Origin of the sequence: Pantoea sp. OVA07A (genome assembly GCF_019969975.1) — a bacterium.
GTDB lineage: Bacteria > Pseudomonadota > Gammaproteobacteria > Enterobacterales > Enterobacteriaceae > Pantoea > Pantoea agglomerans.
Genome location: NZ_JAHXYM010000005.1, coordinates 39,019 through 57,499 on the forward strand (window position 1 = coordinate 39,019; position 18,481 = coordinate 57,499).

General features: G+C 61.7%; 1 protein-coding gene. It reads right to left on the bottom strand.

Features of this window, described 5'->3' with window-relative positions; translation table 11 throughout:
- Nucleotides 1-292 precede the first annotated feature (292 nt).
- Nucleotides 293-18,295, bottom strand: coding sequence for an Ig-like domain-containing protein (locus tag LC417_RS16110; protein ID WP_223566142.1), 18,003 nt, complete (start codon nucleotides 18,293-18,295; stop codon nucleotides 293-295).
- Between the last annotated feature and the right edge of the window lie 186 nt (nucleotides 18,296-18,481).

An 18,481-nucleotide genomic window follows, 5' to 3' on the forward strand; every position in this document is an offset into this window, starting at 1 on the left:
GTTTAGTCTGACGACATGGTAGTGGGACAGCTGAAGCTGCCCGTTTCCGCTGGTCGGAACCGGTTACCCGCAGGTAACAAGGATTGATAAACAGGACGCTAATAAAAGCGCCAAATAGAGTCAGAATGCTGATTTTACGGCGTGACGCCGTTTGTTGCGCCTACCCTAATCTTTCATTCTGCTAATGAATAGTGGCGATAATCTGGAAAATGCAATTATCACGTGACTAAAACAAAAAAAGCGGGTGCTTTCGCACCCGCTCTATTCATCTTCTGAACAGACCTTTCAGTCACTACACAACATGAACCTGCAGGTTCTGCTGCACCAGCACATCGCCCAGGGTGTTATCACTGGTCAGCGCCGAGTTGTGGTAGATCTCAAAGACTCTGCCCTCAACGGTACGCTCGCCCGTCACTTCCCAGATTCCGCCGTTGCTGTTAGCCAGTGTCACCTGGCTGCCATCTGCGCCTTTGATCAGCAAATCGTCACTCTGTTTATCCGTGATATTGAGTGCTTCATTGAGATCGAGCTTCACGGAGTTGGTTCCGGTTTTACCCAAATCGAGCACCTCAATGTGTTCGACCTTCAGGCCCAGCGCGGTGAGATCCAGACTGAGATGCTCACCATTCAGCACCAGGGTATCGGTGCCTGCGCCGCCATCAATATGGGTAAAGTTAAGGTCACTGACCGTCACGATATCCGCCCCGCTGCTGCCGGTCACTGTCGCCCCCTCAATGGTGCTGCCATCGGCCAGCGTAATCACGACGCCGCCGATGGTGTACCCCGCCTCCTCTGCCGGTGCCGCTGCCACCGCGGCGTCATTTGCCGCCGCGTTTTCACTGCTGCCGACGGGTGTCACGGTATCCGCTTCGGTGATCAGCGTGGAAGCCACCGCCACATGGGCGCTGCTCTCGTCGCTGCTGGTGCTGCTGTTATGCTGCGTCTCCGCGCTGGCGACAGTAGCGCTGTCATCCGCCACCGAGAACAGCGCAACCGATTCGTTTGCCGCCAGCGTCACCGGTAGCACGGCACCCAGTAACAGGGTATTGGTGGTCGAGTAGCTGTTACCGGCCGCGTCGGTAATCGTGACTTTCGCCAGCGTTCCCAGCGACAGCAGCAGGCCACCCACCGACAGCAGTGAAGGTGAGAAGTTAACTGCGTAACGCCCCAGCGCATCGGTCGTGGTGTTTAGCGTCGGGCCGTTGTTGCCGTTGGAGAGCAGCAGCGTAACGCTCACTTTCGAGCCCTGCGCGGCATTCAGCGATCCCCCCTGCACCACCAGACCCGCCAGTAAGGAACCGACGATGCTCAGCACCGGATCGACTCCGACCAGCGGCTGATTGTGCGACAGCGCGGTAAAGCTGCTGGTACTGGTTGCGGTGTTGCCGCCAATGTCCGCCACCGTAACGGTGAGTGGATGGCTGCCATCGGCGATCCCTTTCAGCGTCGCTGACGGCACGCTGATGCTCCATGCGCCATTCGCACCAATGGTCGTGGTAAGGATATTACCCGCCACGTTCACCGTCACCGTGCCGCCCGCCGCGTTGGTGCTGGTTCCTCTGATGGTTTCAGTACTGTTGGCTTCCGCAATATTGAGGTAGCCATCGCCGCCAAAGAAGCTGTTGACGCTGACCGTCGGCGTGGTGTGACTGACCACACCCAGCGACGCCGAGGTGTTGCCAATGCTGCCCGCACCGTTGGTCACGCTGGCGGTGACGGTCTGCAGACCGTCAGTAATGGCAGCAAGGTTAGCCGCCGGAACAGAGAGGCTCCAGTTGCCGTTGCTGCTCACCGTGGTGCTGTAAGTCTGGCCGCCCAGCGTGACGCGCACGACCGATCCCTCGGCGTTGCTGGCGGTGCCGCTAATAGTCTGCGCCGTTTTGACATCTGCCGCACTCAGCGCACTGTCACCAAACAGCGAGGTAATGGCGACCACCGGCGTCGACTGACTGATGACGCTCAGCGTTCCGCTGCTGTTTGCCACGTTACCGTAAGCATCGGTGCCGGTGACCGTGACGGTTTTACTGCCGTCAGTGATAGCAACCAGATCCGCTTTCGGGACGGTAATACTCCAGTTGCCGCCGCTGACCACTTTGGTGGTGTAAGTCAGGCCATTCAGCGTGGCGCTGACGGTTGAACCGGCAGAGAGGCTGGACGTCCCGCTCAGGGTCTGGTTAGAGGCCAGATCCGCGGCGCTCAGCACACCATCGCCAAACACCGTATTCACCGACAGAGTCGGCTGGAACAGTCCCAGTGACACGCCCGCGCTGGTGCTGCTGACGTTTCCGACCGGATCGGTGACGGCCGCGCTGACGGTGAAGTTACCGTTCAGCAGCGTTGACAGAATCGCTGGCGAGACGGCGGTTGAGAAACTGCCATCTGCGTTGACCTGCGCGTTGACGATGGTGTTGCCAATTGCCAGCCTGACGCTGCTACCCGCAGCCAGCCCGGAGACCGTGCCGCTGATGGTCTGAGTCACCAGCGACTCCGCCAGGTTCAGCACGCCGTCGCCAAACAGCGGATTGAGGGTGACTTTCGGCAGGTTGTGAATACCGACCAGTGCCCCGGCCGTGGTGCTGTTGGTGTTACCCGCGCTGTCGGTGACGCTGATGCCCACGGTCAGATTGCCATCTGCAATCCCCTGCAACAGCGCTGGCGTCAGCGAGACGTTAAAGTTGCCATTGGCATCGGTCGCCGTCACCAACTGCTGTGAACCTACCGACACCACCACGCGCGATCCCGCTTCCGCGCCGCCAATCACCCCACCGATCACCTGGGTGACCAGCGAATCCGCCACGTTCAGCAGACCGTCGCCAAACAGCGGATTCACGGTGATGGTCGGCAGCAGCGTATCGACCCGGATACCGGCGCTGGTGCTGGCGGTATTGCCCGCCGCATCCGTTACCGACGCGCCCACCGTAAGGTTGCCCTGCGCCAGCGTGCCCAGAATATCTGGCGTCACCGTGGCGCTGAACGCCCCGCCCGCACCCACGGTGGCGGTCACCTGGCTATTGCCAACCGAGAGCGTCACCACACTGCCCTGCGCGACGTTGTTCACCACCCCGCTGATCACCTGTCCGGTGGCGATATCAGCCAGGTTCAGCACCCCATCACCAAACAGTGAGGTCAGCGAGATTGATGGCGTCTGAGTAAAGATGCCGATGGATGCGCTGCTGGAGGCGACATTGCCCGCCACGTCTCTGACGCTGACACCCAGCGTCAGATTGCCATCCAGCAGAGAGGTCAGATCGCTGCCCGGCAGGTTAACGCTCCACACTCCACCCGCCTGCACCGTCGTGCTGTAACTCTTGCTGCCAAAGGTGACCGTTACCTGGGAACCCACAGCCGCATTTTCTATCACGCCACTGACGAGCTGTCCGGCAGCGGCTTCCGCAATGTTCAGCAGGTTATCACCGCCAAACAGCCCGGTGAGCGCGCCAACCACCGGCACCGCATCGACAATCGCGGTGACGGTTTCACCGACGGTACGGGTGTTGCCTGCGGCATCGGTCAGGGTGACATCAAGCGCAAGATTGCCATCGCTCAACAGACCCAGCACCGAAGGCGGCACCACGATGGCCCATTTACCATCCTGGCCCACTGACGCAGAGAGCGTTGTGCCGCCCAGCACCACCGATACCGTGGCACCCACGCCCGCCGAGGTCGCAACCCCGGAGATAGTCTGCGCCACCGTAGTATCCAGCGCGCTGAGCGTGCCGTCGCCGAACACCGAATCGACCACCAGCGTCAGGGCACTGTTGACCACTTTGTTGACCGTCAGCGTGGCGTCGGTCTGGTTGCCCGCACCGTCATTGACCCGCACGCCAAACACCAGCGCACCGTCAGTGAGACTCGACAGAACATCCGGCGCGAGATCGATGCTCCAGCGTCCGTCAGCACCCACCGTTGCGGTGGCGATCGGCGCGGCATCGCCCAGATAGAGCCCGATGGTCTGGCCTTCTGCTCCCTGCGCGCTGCCGGTCAGCACCTGGCTTAGCACCAGGTCAGCGGCGTTGATCACGTTGTCGCCGAGGAACGCGTCGACCAGGACCAGCGGCGCGGCGGTATCGACCGTCACCGTCTGGGTGGTCGTCGTCACGTTACCGGCCGCATCCGCCAGCTGCGCGGTGATCACCGGCGAGCTGCCATCGGGAAGAGCCTGCATCGCGCTGGCAGGAACCGTTGTGGACCAGGTGCCGTTGCTCTGCACCACGGCGTTGTAGGTCTGATTATTGAAGGTCACCACCACCGTGCGACCCACTTCGCTGAGATCGGCGGTGCCACTGATGGCCTGGCTGGTGGCACTTTCATTGCCATTGACCTGGTTGTCACCGGTAAATGGATTGAGAGTCAGTGCCGGTGGCGTAAGGTCGATCAGCACGTTACCGCTGGTGGTCACAGGGTTAGTGCCGTCGGTAGCATTCACCGTGATGGCGACGCTGCCGTCCGCATTGCCAAAGGCGCTGACCGGCAATGCCGCCGTTGACCAGTTGCCCGACCCATCCAGCGTAGTCGCGTACTCCTGACCATTGATCGACACCGTCACTACCCCACCCGCGCCGAGGTTAGCGGAGGTGCCACTCACTACCACACCACCCGCCACATCCTGGGTGCTGATGATGTTGTCGCCCGACACCGTGCCCAGCGTAACCAGCGGCCCTGGCGGTGGGGTAAGATCTACCGTCAGCGCAACCGTGCCGTTGGCGGTATTGCCTGCCAGATCGGTCACTGCCAGCGCCAGGGTCGTCGATGGACCAAAGGTGGCCATCTGTTCTGGCGTCAGCGTTACACTCCAGTTGCCGTTGGCTGTCACTATCGCGGTGCCAAGCAGCGTGTCATTCAGTGAGATCGAAACCACTGATCCCGGCTCGGCTCCCGCTGCGGTGCCGCTGAGACTCTGCGGCTGAATGCTCTCGGTGTAGTTCAGCGCATTGTCACCGGTAAAGGCGGCAACATTAAGCACCGGCGGTGTGGTGTCGAGCACCAGCGAGCTGTTAATGGTGGTGCTGTTGCCCGCCGCATCGGTTGCCGTCACGGTAACCGGATAGGTGGCATCCGGCAGAAGTGAAAGCTCCGCCGTTGTCAGTGGCACCGTCCAGTTCCCATTGGCATCCACTGTCGCGGAATAGGTTGTGCCGCCAAGCGTAAGCTGCACAGTCTGATTCGCGCCCGCCTCACCGGTGGTTCCGCTCAGCGTTACTCCCGCGGCCACATCGCCGCCATTCACATAACTGCCAAGGAATTCCGGATTGACCGCAGGCTGCGGCGCGCTGAGATCTGCGGTGAACGGCAGCTGCGCCGATGCGCTGTTGCCCGCCGCATCCACGACGTTAACCGTCAGTGATTGCGCACCGTCACCCAGTGAGCTCAGGGCGTTGGCAGGAATGTTAACAGTCCAGTTACCGTTGCTCGCCACGGTGCCAGAATAGAGGCTGCCGTTGACATTCACGGTAATGCTGACCGCCTGGTTCGCCCCGACACTGCCGGTGGTGCCGGTCAGGGTCACCCCTGCCGCGGCTTCACTGATGTTCAGCAGGTTGTCGCCGCCAAATGCGCCTGGGTTGAAGGTCGGCACAGGCAGCGCCACCTCTGTCACCACGTTCTGCGCCGTCGCGTCGCTGTTACCCGCGATATCGGTCGCCGTCACGGTAATGGTGTGGGTGCCGCTGGTGAAGGTGGCTAACTGCGCTGGCGACAGGGCCAGAGACCAGCTGCCATCGGTCTGCACCGTGGCTGCCAGCGGCTGACCGTTGTTAAAGCCGGAGATGAGCACCGTTACCGTCTGTCCGGCACCGGTAATGCCGGTTGTGCCACTGAGGATCTGTTCATCGGCCGCCTCTGCTGCGTTCAGCGCACCGTCGCCAAACGGCAGGTTCAGGGTGACATCCGGCAGCGCGTTAACGGCTACAAGTATCGTGCCGCTGGTGCTGCCGACGTTGCCGTTCGCATCGGTAACCGTCACGCTCACCGGCCAGTTGCCATCCGGCAATGACTGCAATACAGAAGGTGGCAGATCCAGCGACCAGCGCGAACCATCCGCACTGAGCGTAGCGGAATAGACCGTACCATTAACGGTCACCGTGACCGACGCAGCGTTATTAATATTCACCGCACCGGTCAGGGATCCGCCTGAGGCGGCCTCTTCAGCATTGATACGGCCATCAATAAATGGCGTATCCAGCGTTGGATTAGCAATCGGCGTAATCGCAGCGACGAACGTTTTGGTCGTTTCAATGCTGTTACCGGCCCGATCCGTGGTGGTGAGGGTCAGGGTATGTTCACCGGTTCCCAGGCTGGCAATGAACTCTGGGGGCAGGCTGGCAGTCCAGTTGCCATTGGCATCGACCGTCACCGCCAGCGGGATATTGTCATCGCCTACCGTGACGCTCAGGGTCTGGCCCGGCACGACGGTGGAGGTGCCGGTGACCAGCTGAACGGAGCCTGCTTCGCTGATATTAATGATGTTATCGCCGAACAGTGTCGTGTCGAAGGCGGCTGAAACAGGATCACTCTGCAGGATCTCAACGCCTGCGGTAACCTGCGCCGGATTACCGGCACCATCCGCGGCGCTGACCACCACCTGTGTCAATCCATCGGCCAGGCCCGTCAGCGCGCCCGGTGCCAGGTTCAGCGTCCAGTTACCGCTGACATCCGTGGTGGTGCTGAAGTTCTGCCCGCCTACAGAGATGTTCACCACGCTGCCTTCCGGCAGATTGGTACTGTCACCACTCAGCGTTAACGCCCCTTCCGCATCTGCCGCACTGATCAGCGCATCGCCAAACGGCGTATTCAGCGTCAGCGCTGGCAGGGTATTAAACGCTACGTCCAGTGTCGTGGTGCTATCCGTGGTGATATTGCCCGCCGCGTCGGTGACCGAAACGGTAATCGCATTGGGGCCGTCCGCCAGCTGCTGCAGGTCAGCGGTCGGAATAGTAAGTGACCAGTTACCGTCGGCATCTGCCGTGGTGGTATAGCTGACGTTATTCAGCGTCACCGTCACCGGCAATGCGCCCGTGGTGCTGCCGCTGATGGTGAGATCCTGCAGCGACTCCGCCAGGTTAAGGGTATCTCCCGCATCGACCGTGATATTCGTCAGCGCAGGCGGTGTGGTAATGAAACTAACCTCCTGAGTGGCGGTCACCGGATTGCCTGCGACATCAGTGGCGGTCACGGTAAAGATTTGCGTGCTGCCCGGAGCCACGCTGGTAAAGGCAGCTGACGGGACATTCACCGTCCAGTTGCCGTCAGCGTCGAGCGTGGTGCTGTAGTCAGTGCCGTTAAACGACACCGTCACCAGCGTACCCGCTGCCAGCAGGGTGCTGCTGCCGCTGACCGCGACATCCGCTGTGGCCTCGGTGGCGTTAATCACATCATCGCCGGCTACCACGTTCATGGTCAGCGTCGGCTGAACCTGCTCGCTGGCCAGCACGACCAGGCTGGTGCTGGCGCTGGCCGGATTGCCAGACGTATCCGCTGAGACCACGACCAGCAGCTGATCGCCATCCGGCAGATTACCCAGATCGGCGGCCGGAACGGTCACCGTCCAGCTGCCGTCGGCTGCCACCGTGCCGCTGTACTGAATGTTATTCAGCGTCACCGTCACCAGCTGGCCTTCCACCAGGTTGTTACTGGTGCCGCCGATGTTCAGATCCTGTAGCGACTCCGCCTGGTTAAGGAAGTTATCGTCACTGATGGTCCCGATGGTCAGGGTTGGCAGGTTCAGAGTGTCAGCATCACGCGTCAGGGTCTGGGTGGCCGTGGCCGGGTTCCCCGCCGCATCGGTCATCGAGACAGCAACGGTGTAGCTGCCGTCTGCCAGCCCCTGCACGACGCTGGCTGGCAGTGTCACCTCCCAGGTGCCGTCAGAGAGCACCTGAGTGGTGTAATCGACATTCTGGAAGCTGACGGTGACCGTCTGTCCGGCATCCGCTACCGACGCACTGCCGCTGATAGCGACCGCTTCCAGCACCTCTACCGAATTGATAATGTTGTCGCCGCCGATGGCATTGACGGTCAGCACAGGCGGCGTGAGATCGACCGTAACGGCGCTGGTCAGCGAACCACTGTTACCGGCGGCATCGCTGGCATTGACCACCAGCGTAGTAACCCCCTCGCCCAGCGACTGCACCTGATCTGCTGATAAGTTCAGCGTCCAGTTACCCTGCGCATCCACCGTGGCGGAATAATCGTTCCCGCCCAGCGTCACGCTGACGGTCTGGCCGTTGCCCGCTACACCGGTGCTGCCGGTCAGCGTCTGACCGACTCCCTGTTCCGCCAGGTTCAGATAACCATCGCCAAACGGGGTGTCTATGCTGACGGCCAGCGACGCCGTTGCCACGGTGATTTCACGGGTTTCGGTTACCGGGTTACCCGCCGCATCGCTGACCGTCACGGTCAGAATGTACGCCCCGGCCGGAATGCCGGCCAGCGAACCCGCAGGCAGCGTCAGATTCCACTCGCCGTTCTGGTCAACCGTGGTGGTCCAGGTCTGGTTGTTCAGGGTAATGGTGACCTGCTGTCCGGCTTCGGCATTGCTGTTGCCGCTGAGAACTATCGGCGCGGTGCTTTCGGCAATATTGATACTGTTATCGCCCGCAACCGTATTCAGTGTCAGGGTCGGTGGCGTCAGATCCACCGTCACGCTGCCCTGGCTGCTGCCGGTGTTACCCGCCGCATCCTGGACTGTGACGGTGTAATTCAGTAGATCTTCCGGCAGACCGGCCAGCGCGGAAGCCGGCACGCTGATCTGCCAGTTGCCATTGCCGTCGACGGTGCCGTTGTAGGTTGCGCCATTCAGCAGCACGCTCACCGTCTGGCCGTCACCGGTTATGCCGGTGGTGCCGCTCAGGGTTTGTGCTGTGGCGATCTCGCTGCTGTTGAGCAGGCCATCGCCAAAGGCCGAGACGATCTGCGGTGCTGGCAGCGTCGCCAGCACGCTGAGCGCTGCCTCGCTGCTCAGGGTCGCCCCGCCGCTGTCCGTTGCGGTGACCGTCAGAGTGTAAGGCCCATCGGCGAGCGCCGTCAGTGCCTCAGCCGGAACGATCACTGTCCAGCGGCCGCTGGCCGAGACCTGCGCGGTGTAGCTGATGTTGTTAAACAGCAACGTGACCGTGCTGCCCTCTGTCACGTTCACCGACGTACCGGTGACGATCAGGGCCTGACCCAGCTCCTGCGCATTCAGGTAGTTGTCTTCGCTGATGGCATCCATCGCCAGGCCAGAGGCATTGCTGTTGACGTCAAAGGTGAGATTGCTGGTGGTGGTGTTGCCCGCCACATCGCTGACCGCCACGGTAAAACTGGCGCTGCCATCATTAATCGCGGCCAGCGCACCGGCTGGCACGATCATGCTCCATGCCCCGCTCGCCTGCACGGCGGCGCTGTAGACTGTGCCGTCAACGGTGACGGTAACCAGCTGACCCGCTTCGACGTTGGTGGTGGTGCCGGAGAGACGTTGATCGGTGAGGCGCTCCGCGCCATCGACCACGTTGTTACCGGCAAAGGCATCCAGCGTCAGGGTCGGCAGTGTGCCTGGCTCCACTTTCAGCGCCAGGTCGCGGCTGGTGGTGGTGGCATTTCCTGCCGCATCGCTGGCGGTCACGGTCAGCGGATAGCTGCCGTTGCCCAGCCCGGTGTAAACCGTGGCGGGCAGATCCAGCGACCAGACGCCGTTGACGTCAGCGGTGGTGCTCAGGGTGGTGCCGTTAAAACTGGCCACAATCAGGGCGTTAGCTTCACTGCTGCCGGTCAGCGTCAGCGGCTGCTGACTTTCAGCGGCGTTAATGATGCCATCGGATGGCGTAATGAAGTTCAGCACCGGAGGCAGCGTATCCACCACGAGGTTGCCATCCGCCTGGCTGTTGTTGCCCGCCACATCACTGACGACCACGGTGTAGCCACTATTGCCCTGTGGCAGCGCAGACAAGACATCGGCCGGAACGGCGACCTGCCAGTTGCCTGCGGCATCGACCGTGCCGCTGTAGTTGTTGCCGCCCAGCGTCACGACGACGGTCTGGCCGTCGCCGGTCACGCCCGTGTTACCGGTGATCGTGCCACCGGCGGCGGCTTCCTCACCGTTCAGAATGCCATCATCAAAGGCCACGCCCGGGGTCGCCACCGGCAATGCGCTGGCGATCACCGTCAGGGTAGCGTCGCTGGTCGCCAGCGGCTGTCCGTTAGCGTCGCTGGCGGTGGCGGTGATGGTCTGCGGGCCATCTGCCGTTCCGGTAAAGGTGCCTGCCGGTAAGGTCAGGCTCCAGCTTCCATCTGCCGTCACGGTGGTGCTGACCGTGGTGCCGTTGGCCAGCACGGTGACAATGCTGCCGTCAGGCAGACCGCTGGTGCTGCCGCTGACTACAACGGCGCCACCCAATTCCTGCGCATTGAGGTAGTTGTCGTCACTGACGGGTGCCAGCGCGATCGACGGCAGGGTGTTGTCCACACTGAAGTCAAGCGGGCTGCTGGCGGTGTTACCCACGGCGTTGATGACGCTGACGTTCAGTGTCTGGTTGCCTTCTCCCAGTTCAGCCAGGGCGCCCGCAGGCAGAATAATGCTCCAGTTGCCGCTGGCCTCAACCACACCGCTGTATTCGATGCCATTCAGGGAGATGATCACCTGCTGGCCCGGTTCGACATTCGTGCTGCTGCCGCGCACCGTTATCGGCTGCAGCTGCTCCGCTGCCGTGACGATGCCGTCACCGGCGAAGGTGCTGCTGTCGATGGTCAGTACAGGTTGCACGTCCGGCGCGGTTGCCACATTCAGATCAACCACCTGGCTGCTCTGATTCCCGTTAGCACTGGTTTCCGTCACCGTCACCAGATTACTGCCTGGAGGCAGTGCCGCCAGCGCTTCAGGGGCGATCTGCAGCGTCCACTGGCCGTTAACGCCAACGGTGGTGCTGTAGAGCTGGTCATTGAGCTGGACTGTGACCACGTCACCATTCTGACCACTGCCACTTACCACCAGCGGCTCTGCCAGTTCCCCGACGTTCAGCGCGTTATCACCGCTGACCGGCGCGACGACCAGCGGAGGCGGCGTAGTCGCAACCGTCAGGGCACTGTTCTGGCTGCTGCTGTTACCGGCTGCGTCGGTGACGGTGACCACCACCGGATAGCTGCTGCCATTGGTCAGACCGGCAAGCGCCGCTGGCGGAACAGCCAGCGCCCAGTTTCCGTCACCATCAACGGTGCCGGTGTAGGTCACGCCATTCAGCGTCACACTGACGCGGTCGCCTTCACTGCCTGCGCCGCTGAAACTGAACCCTGCCGCCTGCTCAGCGATATTCAGCACGCCATCACCCGCGGGCGCAGCGATACTGAAGTCTGGTGCCGTGGTATCCACGGTAACCGACACTGGCGTAGTGGCGACGTTGCCGCTGACGGTGGTGACGGTCACGTTGAGATCGTAACGGCCATCTGGCAACTGTTGCAGATTCGCAGCAGGCACGGTGGCGGTCCAGCTGCCATCGGCGGCAACCACTGCGTCATAGGTCTGGCCATTCAGCGCAAGGCTGACGCTACTACCTGGCGTAACGGTGCCGCTGAGGGTCAGATCGGTGGCGGTTTCAGCCTCATTAATCGTGCCATCGGTGGCAATCGGGTTAACGGTCAGCGCCGGTACGCCGGTATCAACAATCAGCGGCTCGCTGATGCTGGTGCTGTTACCCGCTTCATCACTCACCGTCACGGTAATCGGATTGCTGCCCTGCGCAAGTGCCTGCAGTCTGTCTGCGGGTATCGTCACGCTCCATTCACCATTCGCGTCTACAGTGGCCGGATAGCTGGTACCGCCCAGGGTCACGCTGACCGCCTGGCCTGGCAGGACTGTGCCGGTCAGCGTCTGCGCCGCGCTGGCTTCATCGGTATTGAGTATGCCGTCAGTGAATGGCGTGTTGATTTGCGGGTCTGCCAGCGGCGCGGTCGCCACCAGCAGCGGCAGGCTGTTCTGCACATCACCCGAAGAGACGGTAACGGTGGTCGTGCCCTGCGGCAGCGTCGCCAGATCGGCAGCCGGCACGGTCAGGGTCCACGCACCGGTTTCATCGGTTGTGGTGGTGTAGACGGTGCCGCCAGTCACCAGCGTTACGCTGATCGGGCTGTTAGCCGGCAGGTTCGCTGAACCGCCGCTGAGGATAAGATCGCTCTGCGCCTCCAGGGCATTCAGCGCATTGTCATCACTGATTGGGGCAATCGACAGCGACGGTACGGGCGAAGTAACCACGCTGAACTGCCCTTCAGCAGGCAGCGCCGGGTTACCGGCCACATCGGTAATCGCCACGGTGAAGGTTTTATCGCCTGCACCGCCCAGCGATCCGGCTGGCAGCGACACACTCCAGCTACCGTTCGCCTGTACTACGCCATCGTAAGACTGGCCATTGATGGTCAGCAATACCGGCTGACCTGCCGGTACGCCGGTGACGTTACCGGTGACCAGAATGTCGGTGAGCTGTTCAGCGCTGTCGACCTGATTATCGCCGGTCACGGGATTAATGGTCAGCGCCGGCGACGTTGCCGCCAGCACAGTGACGCTGGTCGGTACGGTGCTGCTGTTGCCATAAGCATCGCTGAGTACCACATCCACCGGATAGGTTGCGTCACCCAGCTGGCTGATAATCGCGGCGGGCACCGTAACACTCCACGCGCCATCGGTATCCACGATGGCGGTGTAGGTCTCGCCATTGAAACTCACCGTGACGGTGTCGCCCTGGGCCCCCCCGCGTCCGTCGAGTGTGAGATCCTGAGTGTGTTCAGCGATATTGATATAACCATCACTGCCCGGCGTGGAGACTTCCAGCAACGGCGGTGTGGTGGCGAAAATCAGTGAACTGCTGGCTGGCGTGGTATTACCATCGGCGTCTGTCGCCACTACCGATACCGGTTGGGTACCGTTGGGCACATTTGCCAGGTCGGATGCCGGAACGGTGACACTCCAGCTGCCACCCTGCGCCACCACGGCGCTGTAGGCCACGTTATTCAGCGTGACGCGGATGATGTCGCCTTCGTCGCCGGTTCCGCTGACGATTAGCGGCTGCTGCGCGTCGCTGACGTTGATCACGCCATCATCGCTGAGATCGTTGAGCGTCAGAGCGGGCACCGCGGTAGCCACCCGCAGTTCCGTATTCTGAGTGCTGATGTTACCGGCCGGATCGGTCACGGTGACGGTCACCGGATAGGTCTGATTGGTCAGCGTGCCGAGATCGGCCACCGGGACGGATGCACTCCAGTTACTGTTTTCGTCAACAATGGCGGTGTAGGACTTACCGTTTAATTCCACCGTCACGCTGTCGCCCGGGGTGCCGGTTCCGCTGATTTGCAGCGGCGTAGTGAGTTCGTTGTTGGTCAGGACGCCATCACCGCCCGGAGCGGTAACGGTTGCAACCGGAGGCTGCGTGCTGACCGCCAGGGGCTGCGTCTGCGTGGTGGTGTTACCGCTGGCATCAGTCAGCGTAACTACCAGCGTATAGCTGCTGCCATCTGACAGGGCCTGCAGCGCCGCTGGCGGCAGATCCACCGTCCAGTTGCCCTGCCCATCTACGGTGGCGCTGTAACTCTCGTTATTCAGCGAGACAGACACCACTTCGCCCGGCAACGCACCTGAACCGCTGACCGGCAGACCGGCAGCCACTTCACTGCTGTTGAGAATGCCATCGCCGCCTGCGACCTCTGCCACAATCAGATTCGGTGGCAGCGTGTCGACGCTGAAGTTGAGCGTCTCATCCACGCGGTTGCCTGCTTCATCAATCGCGGTAATGATCAGGCTGTTGGCGCCCTGTGGCAGTAAGGCGAGATCGGCGGCCGGCAGCGCCAGGCTCCAGCTGCCGTCTGCATTGACCGTGGTGCTGTAGGTTTTACCGTTAAGTTCCAGTTCAACCTGCTGGCCCGGCACGGCTTTGCCGGTGCTGCCGCCGATCAGCAGATCGCTGCCCGCTTCCACCCGGTTGAGAAGGCCATCGGTGATTGCGCTCTCCTCCAGCGTGATTTGCGGCAGCGTGGCTGCGACTACATTCAGTTGAGCGGAGTCGGTCAGCAGTGCGCCGGTGGCGTCGGTGGTGGTGACCGAAATCAGTTTTACGCCGTCGGTGATAGTGGTGAGATCGCCTGCCGGAACAGTGACGCTCCAGAAGCCATTGTCGCCGATCAGCGCGCTGTAATTATTGCCGTTAAAGTTAACCTGCACCGCCTGGCCCGGGTTAACGCCTACCGCAGAACCGCTGATAATGAGATCGCTGCTCAGCTCCTGCTGATTCAGGAAACCATCAAGGCTGACAGGTTCACTAATGGAAACCACGCCAGGTTCGCCTGCCGCCGGGGCGACGTTAATGTCGCGGGTGTCGGTAGCTGAGGCGCCTGCCGCCGTTGTGACGCTGACCGCGATGGTGCTGCTGCCCGCCGCCAGTGCGCTGAGCGCCGCAGAGGGGATCTGCGTACTCCAGTTGCCATCCGCGTTGACCAGCGCAGTGTAATTTTGGCCGCCCAGGGTAATGGTGACCGTCTGGCCCGCCTCCACGTTGCTGGTGCTGCCGGACAGCGTCTGGTCCAGCGCTTTTTCGCTGTTATCCAGCAGATCGTCACCGGCAAACAGGGCGATCGTCACCGTCGGCGTACCCGGTTCCGCTGGCGCTTCCACCGCAATCACCCGATCTTCGCTGACTGTTACGCCCGCCTGATTGGTGACTGTCGCCGCGATAGTTGCGTTGCCCGCCGTCAGTGCCGCCAGCGCGCTGGCCGGGACGCTCAGGCTCCAGCTGCCATCCGCGCCGACCGTGGCGCTGTAAGTCTGGTCGCCCAGCGTAACGGTCACGACCTGACCCGCCTCGACATTGGTTGAGCTGCCGCTCAGCAGCTGATCGCTGGTTTTCTCATCGTTGCTCAGCACGTCATCCACGGCGAACTGATCGAGCGTGATAGTGGGCTGGCCCGGCCCGGTAACCGGCGGCTCAACCGTGATCGGCAGCGTGTCACTCACGGTGGTGCCTGCCGCATTGCTGGCCGTGACCACCAGCGAGGCAGAACCGGCTGCCAGCGCACCGAGTGCATCAGCCGGAATGGCAATGTTCCAGCTGCCGTCGGCGCCAACCGTTCCGCTGTAGCTCTGGCCGCCCAGCGTCACCGTGACAATCTGGCCCGCCTCGACGTTGGTGGTGCTGCCTGAGACCGCCTGCGCTTCCAGCTTCTCATCGTTGCTCAGGATGTTGTCGTCAGCAAAGGCATTGAGGGTTAGCGTCGGGGTGCCTGGCCCGGTGCCCGAGGACTCCACCAGGAAGTCGCGGGTTTCAGTGACCTGTGTACCAAGCTGATCTGTCACCGTCACATTCAGGGCTGCGCTACCGGCTGTCAGCGCCGCCAGCGAACTGGCAGGAATCGACACGCTCCAGCTGCCATCCGCACCGACCGTGGCGGTAAAAGTCTCTCCGTTCAGAGTGACAGTGACCTGCTGGCCTTCGCCGATATTAGTGGTGGTGCCGCTCAGCAGCTGATCGCTGGCTTTCTCGCTGTTGCTGAGGATGTCATCCCCGGCAAAGGCGTCGATGGTTACGGTGGCTTCACCCGGCTGCGTTACCGGGGCTTCGACAGTGACTGGCTGCGTTGAAGTGACTGTGTCGCCCGCTGCATTACTGACCGAGACGGTCAGTGTGGTGGTGCCTGCTGCCAGCGCATTCAGCGCGGCTGACGGCACGGCGACGCTCCAGCTGCCATCACCCTGCACGCTGGCACTGTAGGTCTGACCGCCCAGGGTAACCGTCACGATCTGCCCGGTTTCGACATTACTGGTGCTACCGCTGACAAGCTGATCGACCGCTTTTTCGTCGTTGCTCAGAAGGTTGTCGCCGGCGAAATCATTCAGGATCAGAGACGGCACACCCGGTTCCGTTACTGGCGTCTCAACCGCGATATCGCGGATTTCGGTAGTGCTAACGCCATCGGCATTGCTGACGGTAACGCTGATGGTATTAGCTCCCGCAGGCAGATTACCCAGCGCGGCTGCCGGAACAATTACACTCCAGTTACCACTGCCATCGACGGTGCCGAGGTAAGTCTGGCCACCGAAGGTGACTGTCACCGTCTGGCCCGCTTCGATGTTGGTGGTGGAGCCGGAGAGCGTCTGGGCCGTCCCTTTTTCATCGTTGCTGAGGATATCATCCCCGGCAAACTGACCAATGGTGACGGTGGGTTCGCCCGGCAGTGTGACAGGCGCTTCCACGGTGATGGGCAGCGTGCCGGTCACGGTATCACCGGCCACATTGCTGACTGAAACCGTCAGCGTCGTTTCACCTGCCGCCAGGGCGCTCAGGGCCGCCGATGGCAAAGTAACGCTCCAGTTGCCCTGCGCATCAACGCTGCCGCTGTAAGTCTGGCCGCCCAGGGTGACGGTTACCAGCTGACCGGGTTCAACATTGCTGGTGCTGCCGGTGAGTGTCTGATCGGTGGCTTTCTCCCCATTACTCAGCACATTGTCCCCGGCAAAATTATCCAGCGTGACGGATGGCGGGCCCGGAACGACCGGCGTATCAATGCTGATCGCGCGGTTTTCACTGGCTTCAATGCCAGCCTGGCTGGTGACGACCGCGGAAATCGCCACCGAACCGGCTGCCAGCGCATTCAGTGCCGCAGGCGAGAGCGTGACGCTCCAGTTGCCCTGCGCATCCACTACTGCGCTGTAGGTCTGATCGCCCAGCGTGATGGTGACAATCTGGCCCGCTTCCACATTGGTGGTGGTGCCGCTAAGTACCTGATCGCTGCTTTTCTCGGCATTGCTGAGAATGTCATCACCGGCAAACTGATCGATGGTGATAACGGGCGTACCCGGCTGAGTCAGTGGTGGTTCTACGTTTACGGTTAGGCTACCGCTGGCGGCGGTTCCTGCCTGGTTAGCAACGGTGGCAGTCACCGTGGTGGTGCCGGATGCCAGTGCGGTCAGCGCATCTGCAGGCACGGTAATGCTCCAGCTACCGTCGCCTGCCACGCTGCCGCTGTAGCTCTGGCCGCCCAGTGTAACCGTGACGATCTGCCCGGCTTCGACGTTGGTGGTGCTGCCGCTAAGAATCTGATCGCTGGTTTTTTCTGCGTTGCTCAGCACGTCGTCGCCGGTAAACGGGGCGATTGTCAGGGCTGGCACGCCAGGGGTGGTGTCAGGTGCCTGCACCTGGATACCCAGGCTGGCGGAAGCCGCCGTGCCCGCGGCGCTGGTCACACTGACCGAAATGGTGCTGCTGCCTGCAGCCAGCGCCGAGAGTGCGGCAGCCGGAATTGAGACGCTCCAGCTGCCATCCGCCCCCACAGTGGCGTTATAGCTCTGTCCGCCCAATGTCACACTGACCTGCTGGCCCGCTTCGACATTGCTGGTGCTGCCGGACAACGTTTGTGGCGTGGTTTTTTCGCTGTTATCCAGCAGATTATCGCCCGCAAACGGGTTCAGGCTAATGGACGGCGCAGCCGGTGTGCCGGGATCGGCGGCCGCGACGGTAATGGGCAGGCTGCCGGTGGTCGTCGTGCCCGCCGCGTTAGTGACGCTGACGTCGATGGTGGTGGTGCCTGCGGCGAGTCCCGCCAGCGCGGCAGCAGGGATAGTAACGCTCCAGCTGCCGTCAGCACCGACAGCGGCGTTGTAGGTCTGGCCGCCCAGCGTGACAGTGACAATCTGACCCGCTTCGACATTACTGGTGGTGCCGCTCAGTACCTGATCGCTGCTTTTTTCCGCGTTATCCAGGACATCATCGCCAGCGAACGCATTGAGCGTGATGGCAGGCGTCCCCGGCGTGACCGGTGTTCCGGGATCGGTGCCACCGTCATTGCCGCCACCGTTACCCCCGCCGCCACCACCACCACCGCCGACGCCAACGGCCAGACCGGCTAAGCCGAGCACACCCAGACCGCCCGCCGTTATCACACCCATCGAGGTGTTGGCGTTATCTGCCAGCAGCAGCGGCTCTACGCTGTCGAGTGATTCATAGGTTGGCGTGACCGACGTGGAAGCGAGTTCAGCCCCTTCTGCGGTCTGGGGAAAGAGCGCGTGTTCCGGTGGGTTGACGCCATCATCGAACACCAGTTCGCTGTGCTGGCCATCGGCGTCGTCGAGGAAGAATTTCTGATAGCGGACAGTCTTGCCGTCGCGCATATGCAGCACCAGATCGTTACCCTGGCGCTCATACTGCGTCACCATGTCGCGGGTGCCGCTGATGCGCACGACGCTGGGCTCGGTGAGGTTAATGGATTGTGACGAACCGCTGACGGACTGCGAGATGAGTGTGCCGTTTTCGCGCGAGATAATGTCTACACGGCCTTGCGTGAGTTCTGCCATTTGTAACCTCTACTCCACCAGATTAGCTAATATACTGAATCCATAAACATAAAATTATTTTATGCTTACAGTGTTCACACATAGTTTCACCTTCTGAAGATCAGAAGATGTCTTAACCTGGTGCATGTCGAAACGGCAAAGCCAAAGCTGGTCACACGTCCCTAATCAGAGTGGCGAGTGACGCTA

Excerpts from the sequence above, each read along its gene's own strand:
- LC417_RS16110 (WP_223566142.1), bottom strand. The coding sequence starts at position 18,295 with ATGGCAGAACTCACGCAAGGCCGTGTAGACATTATCTCGCGCGAAAAC.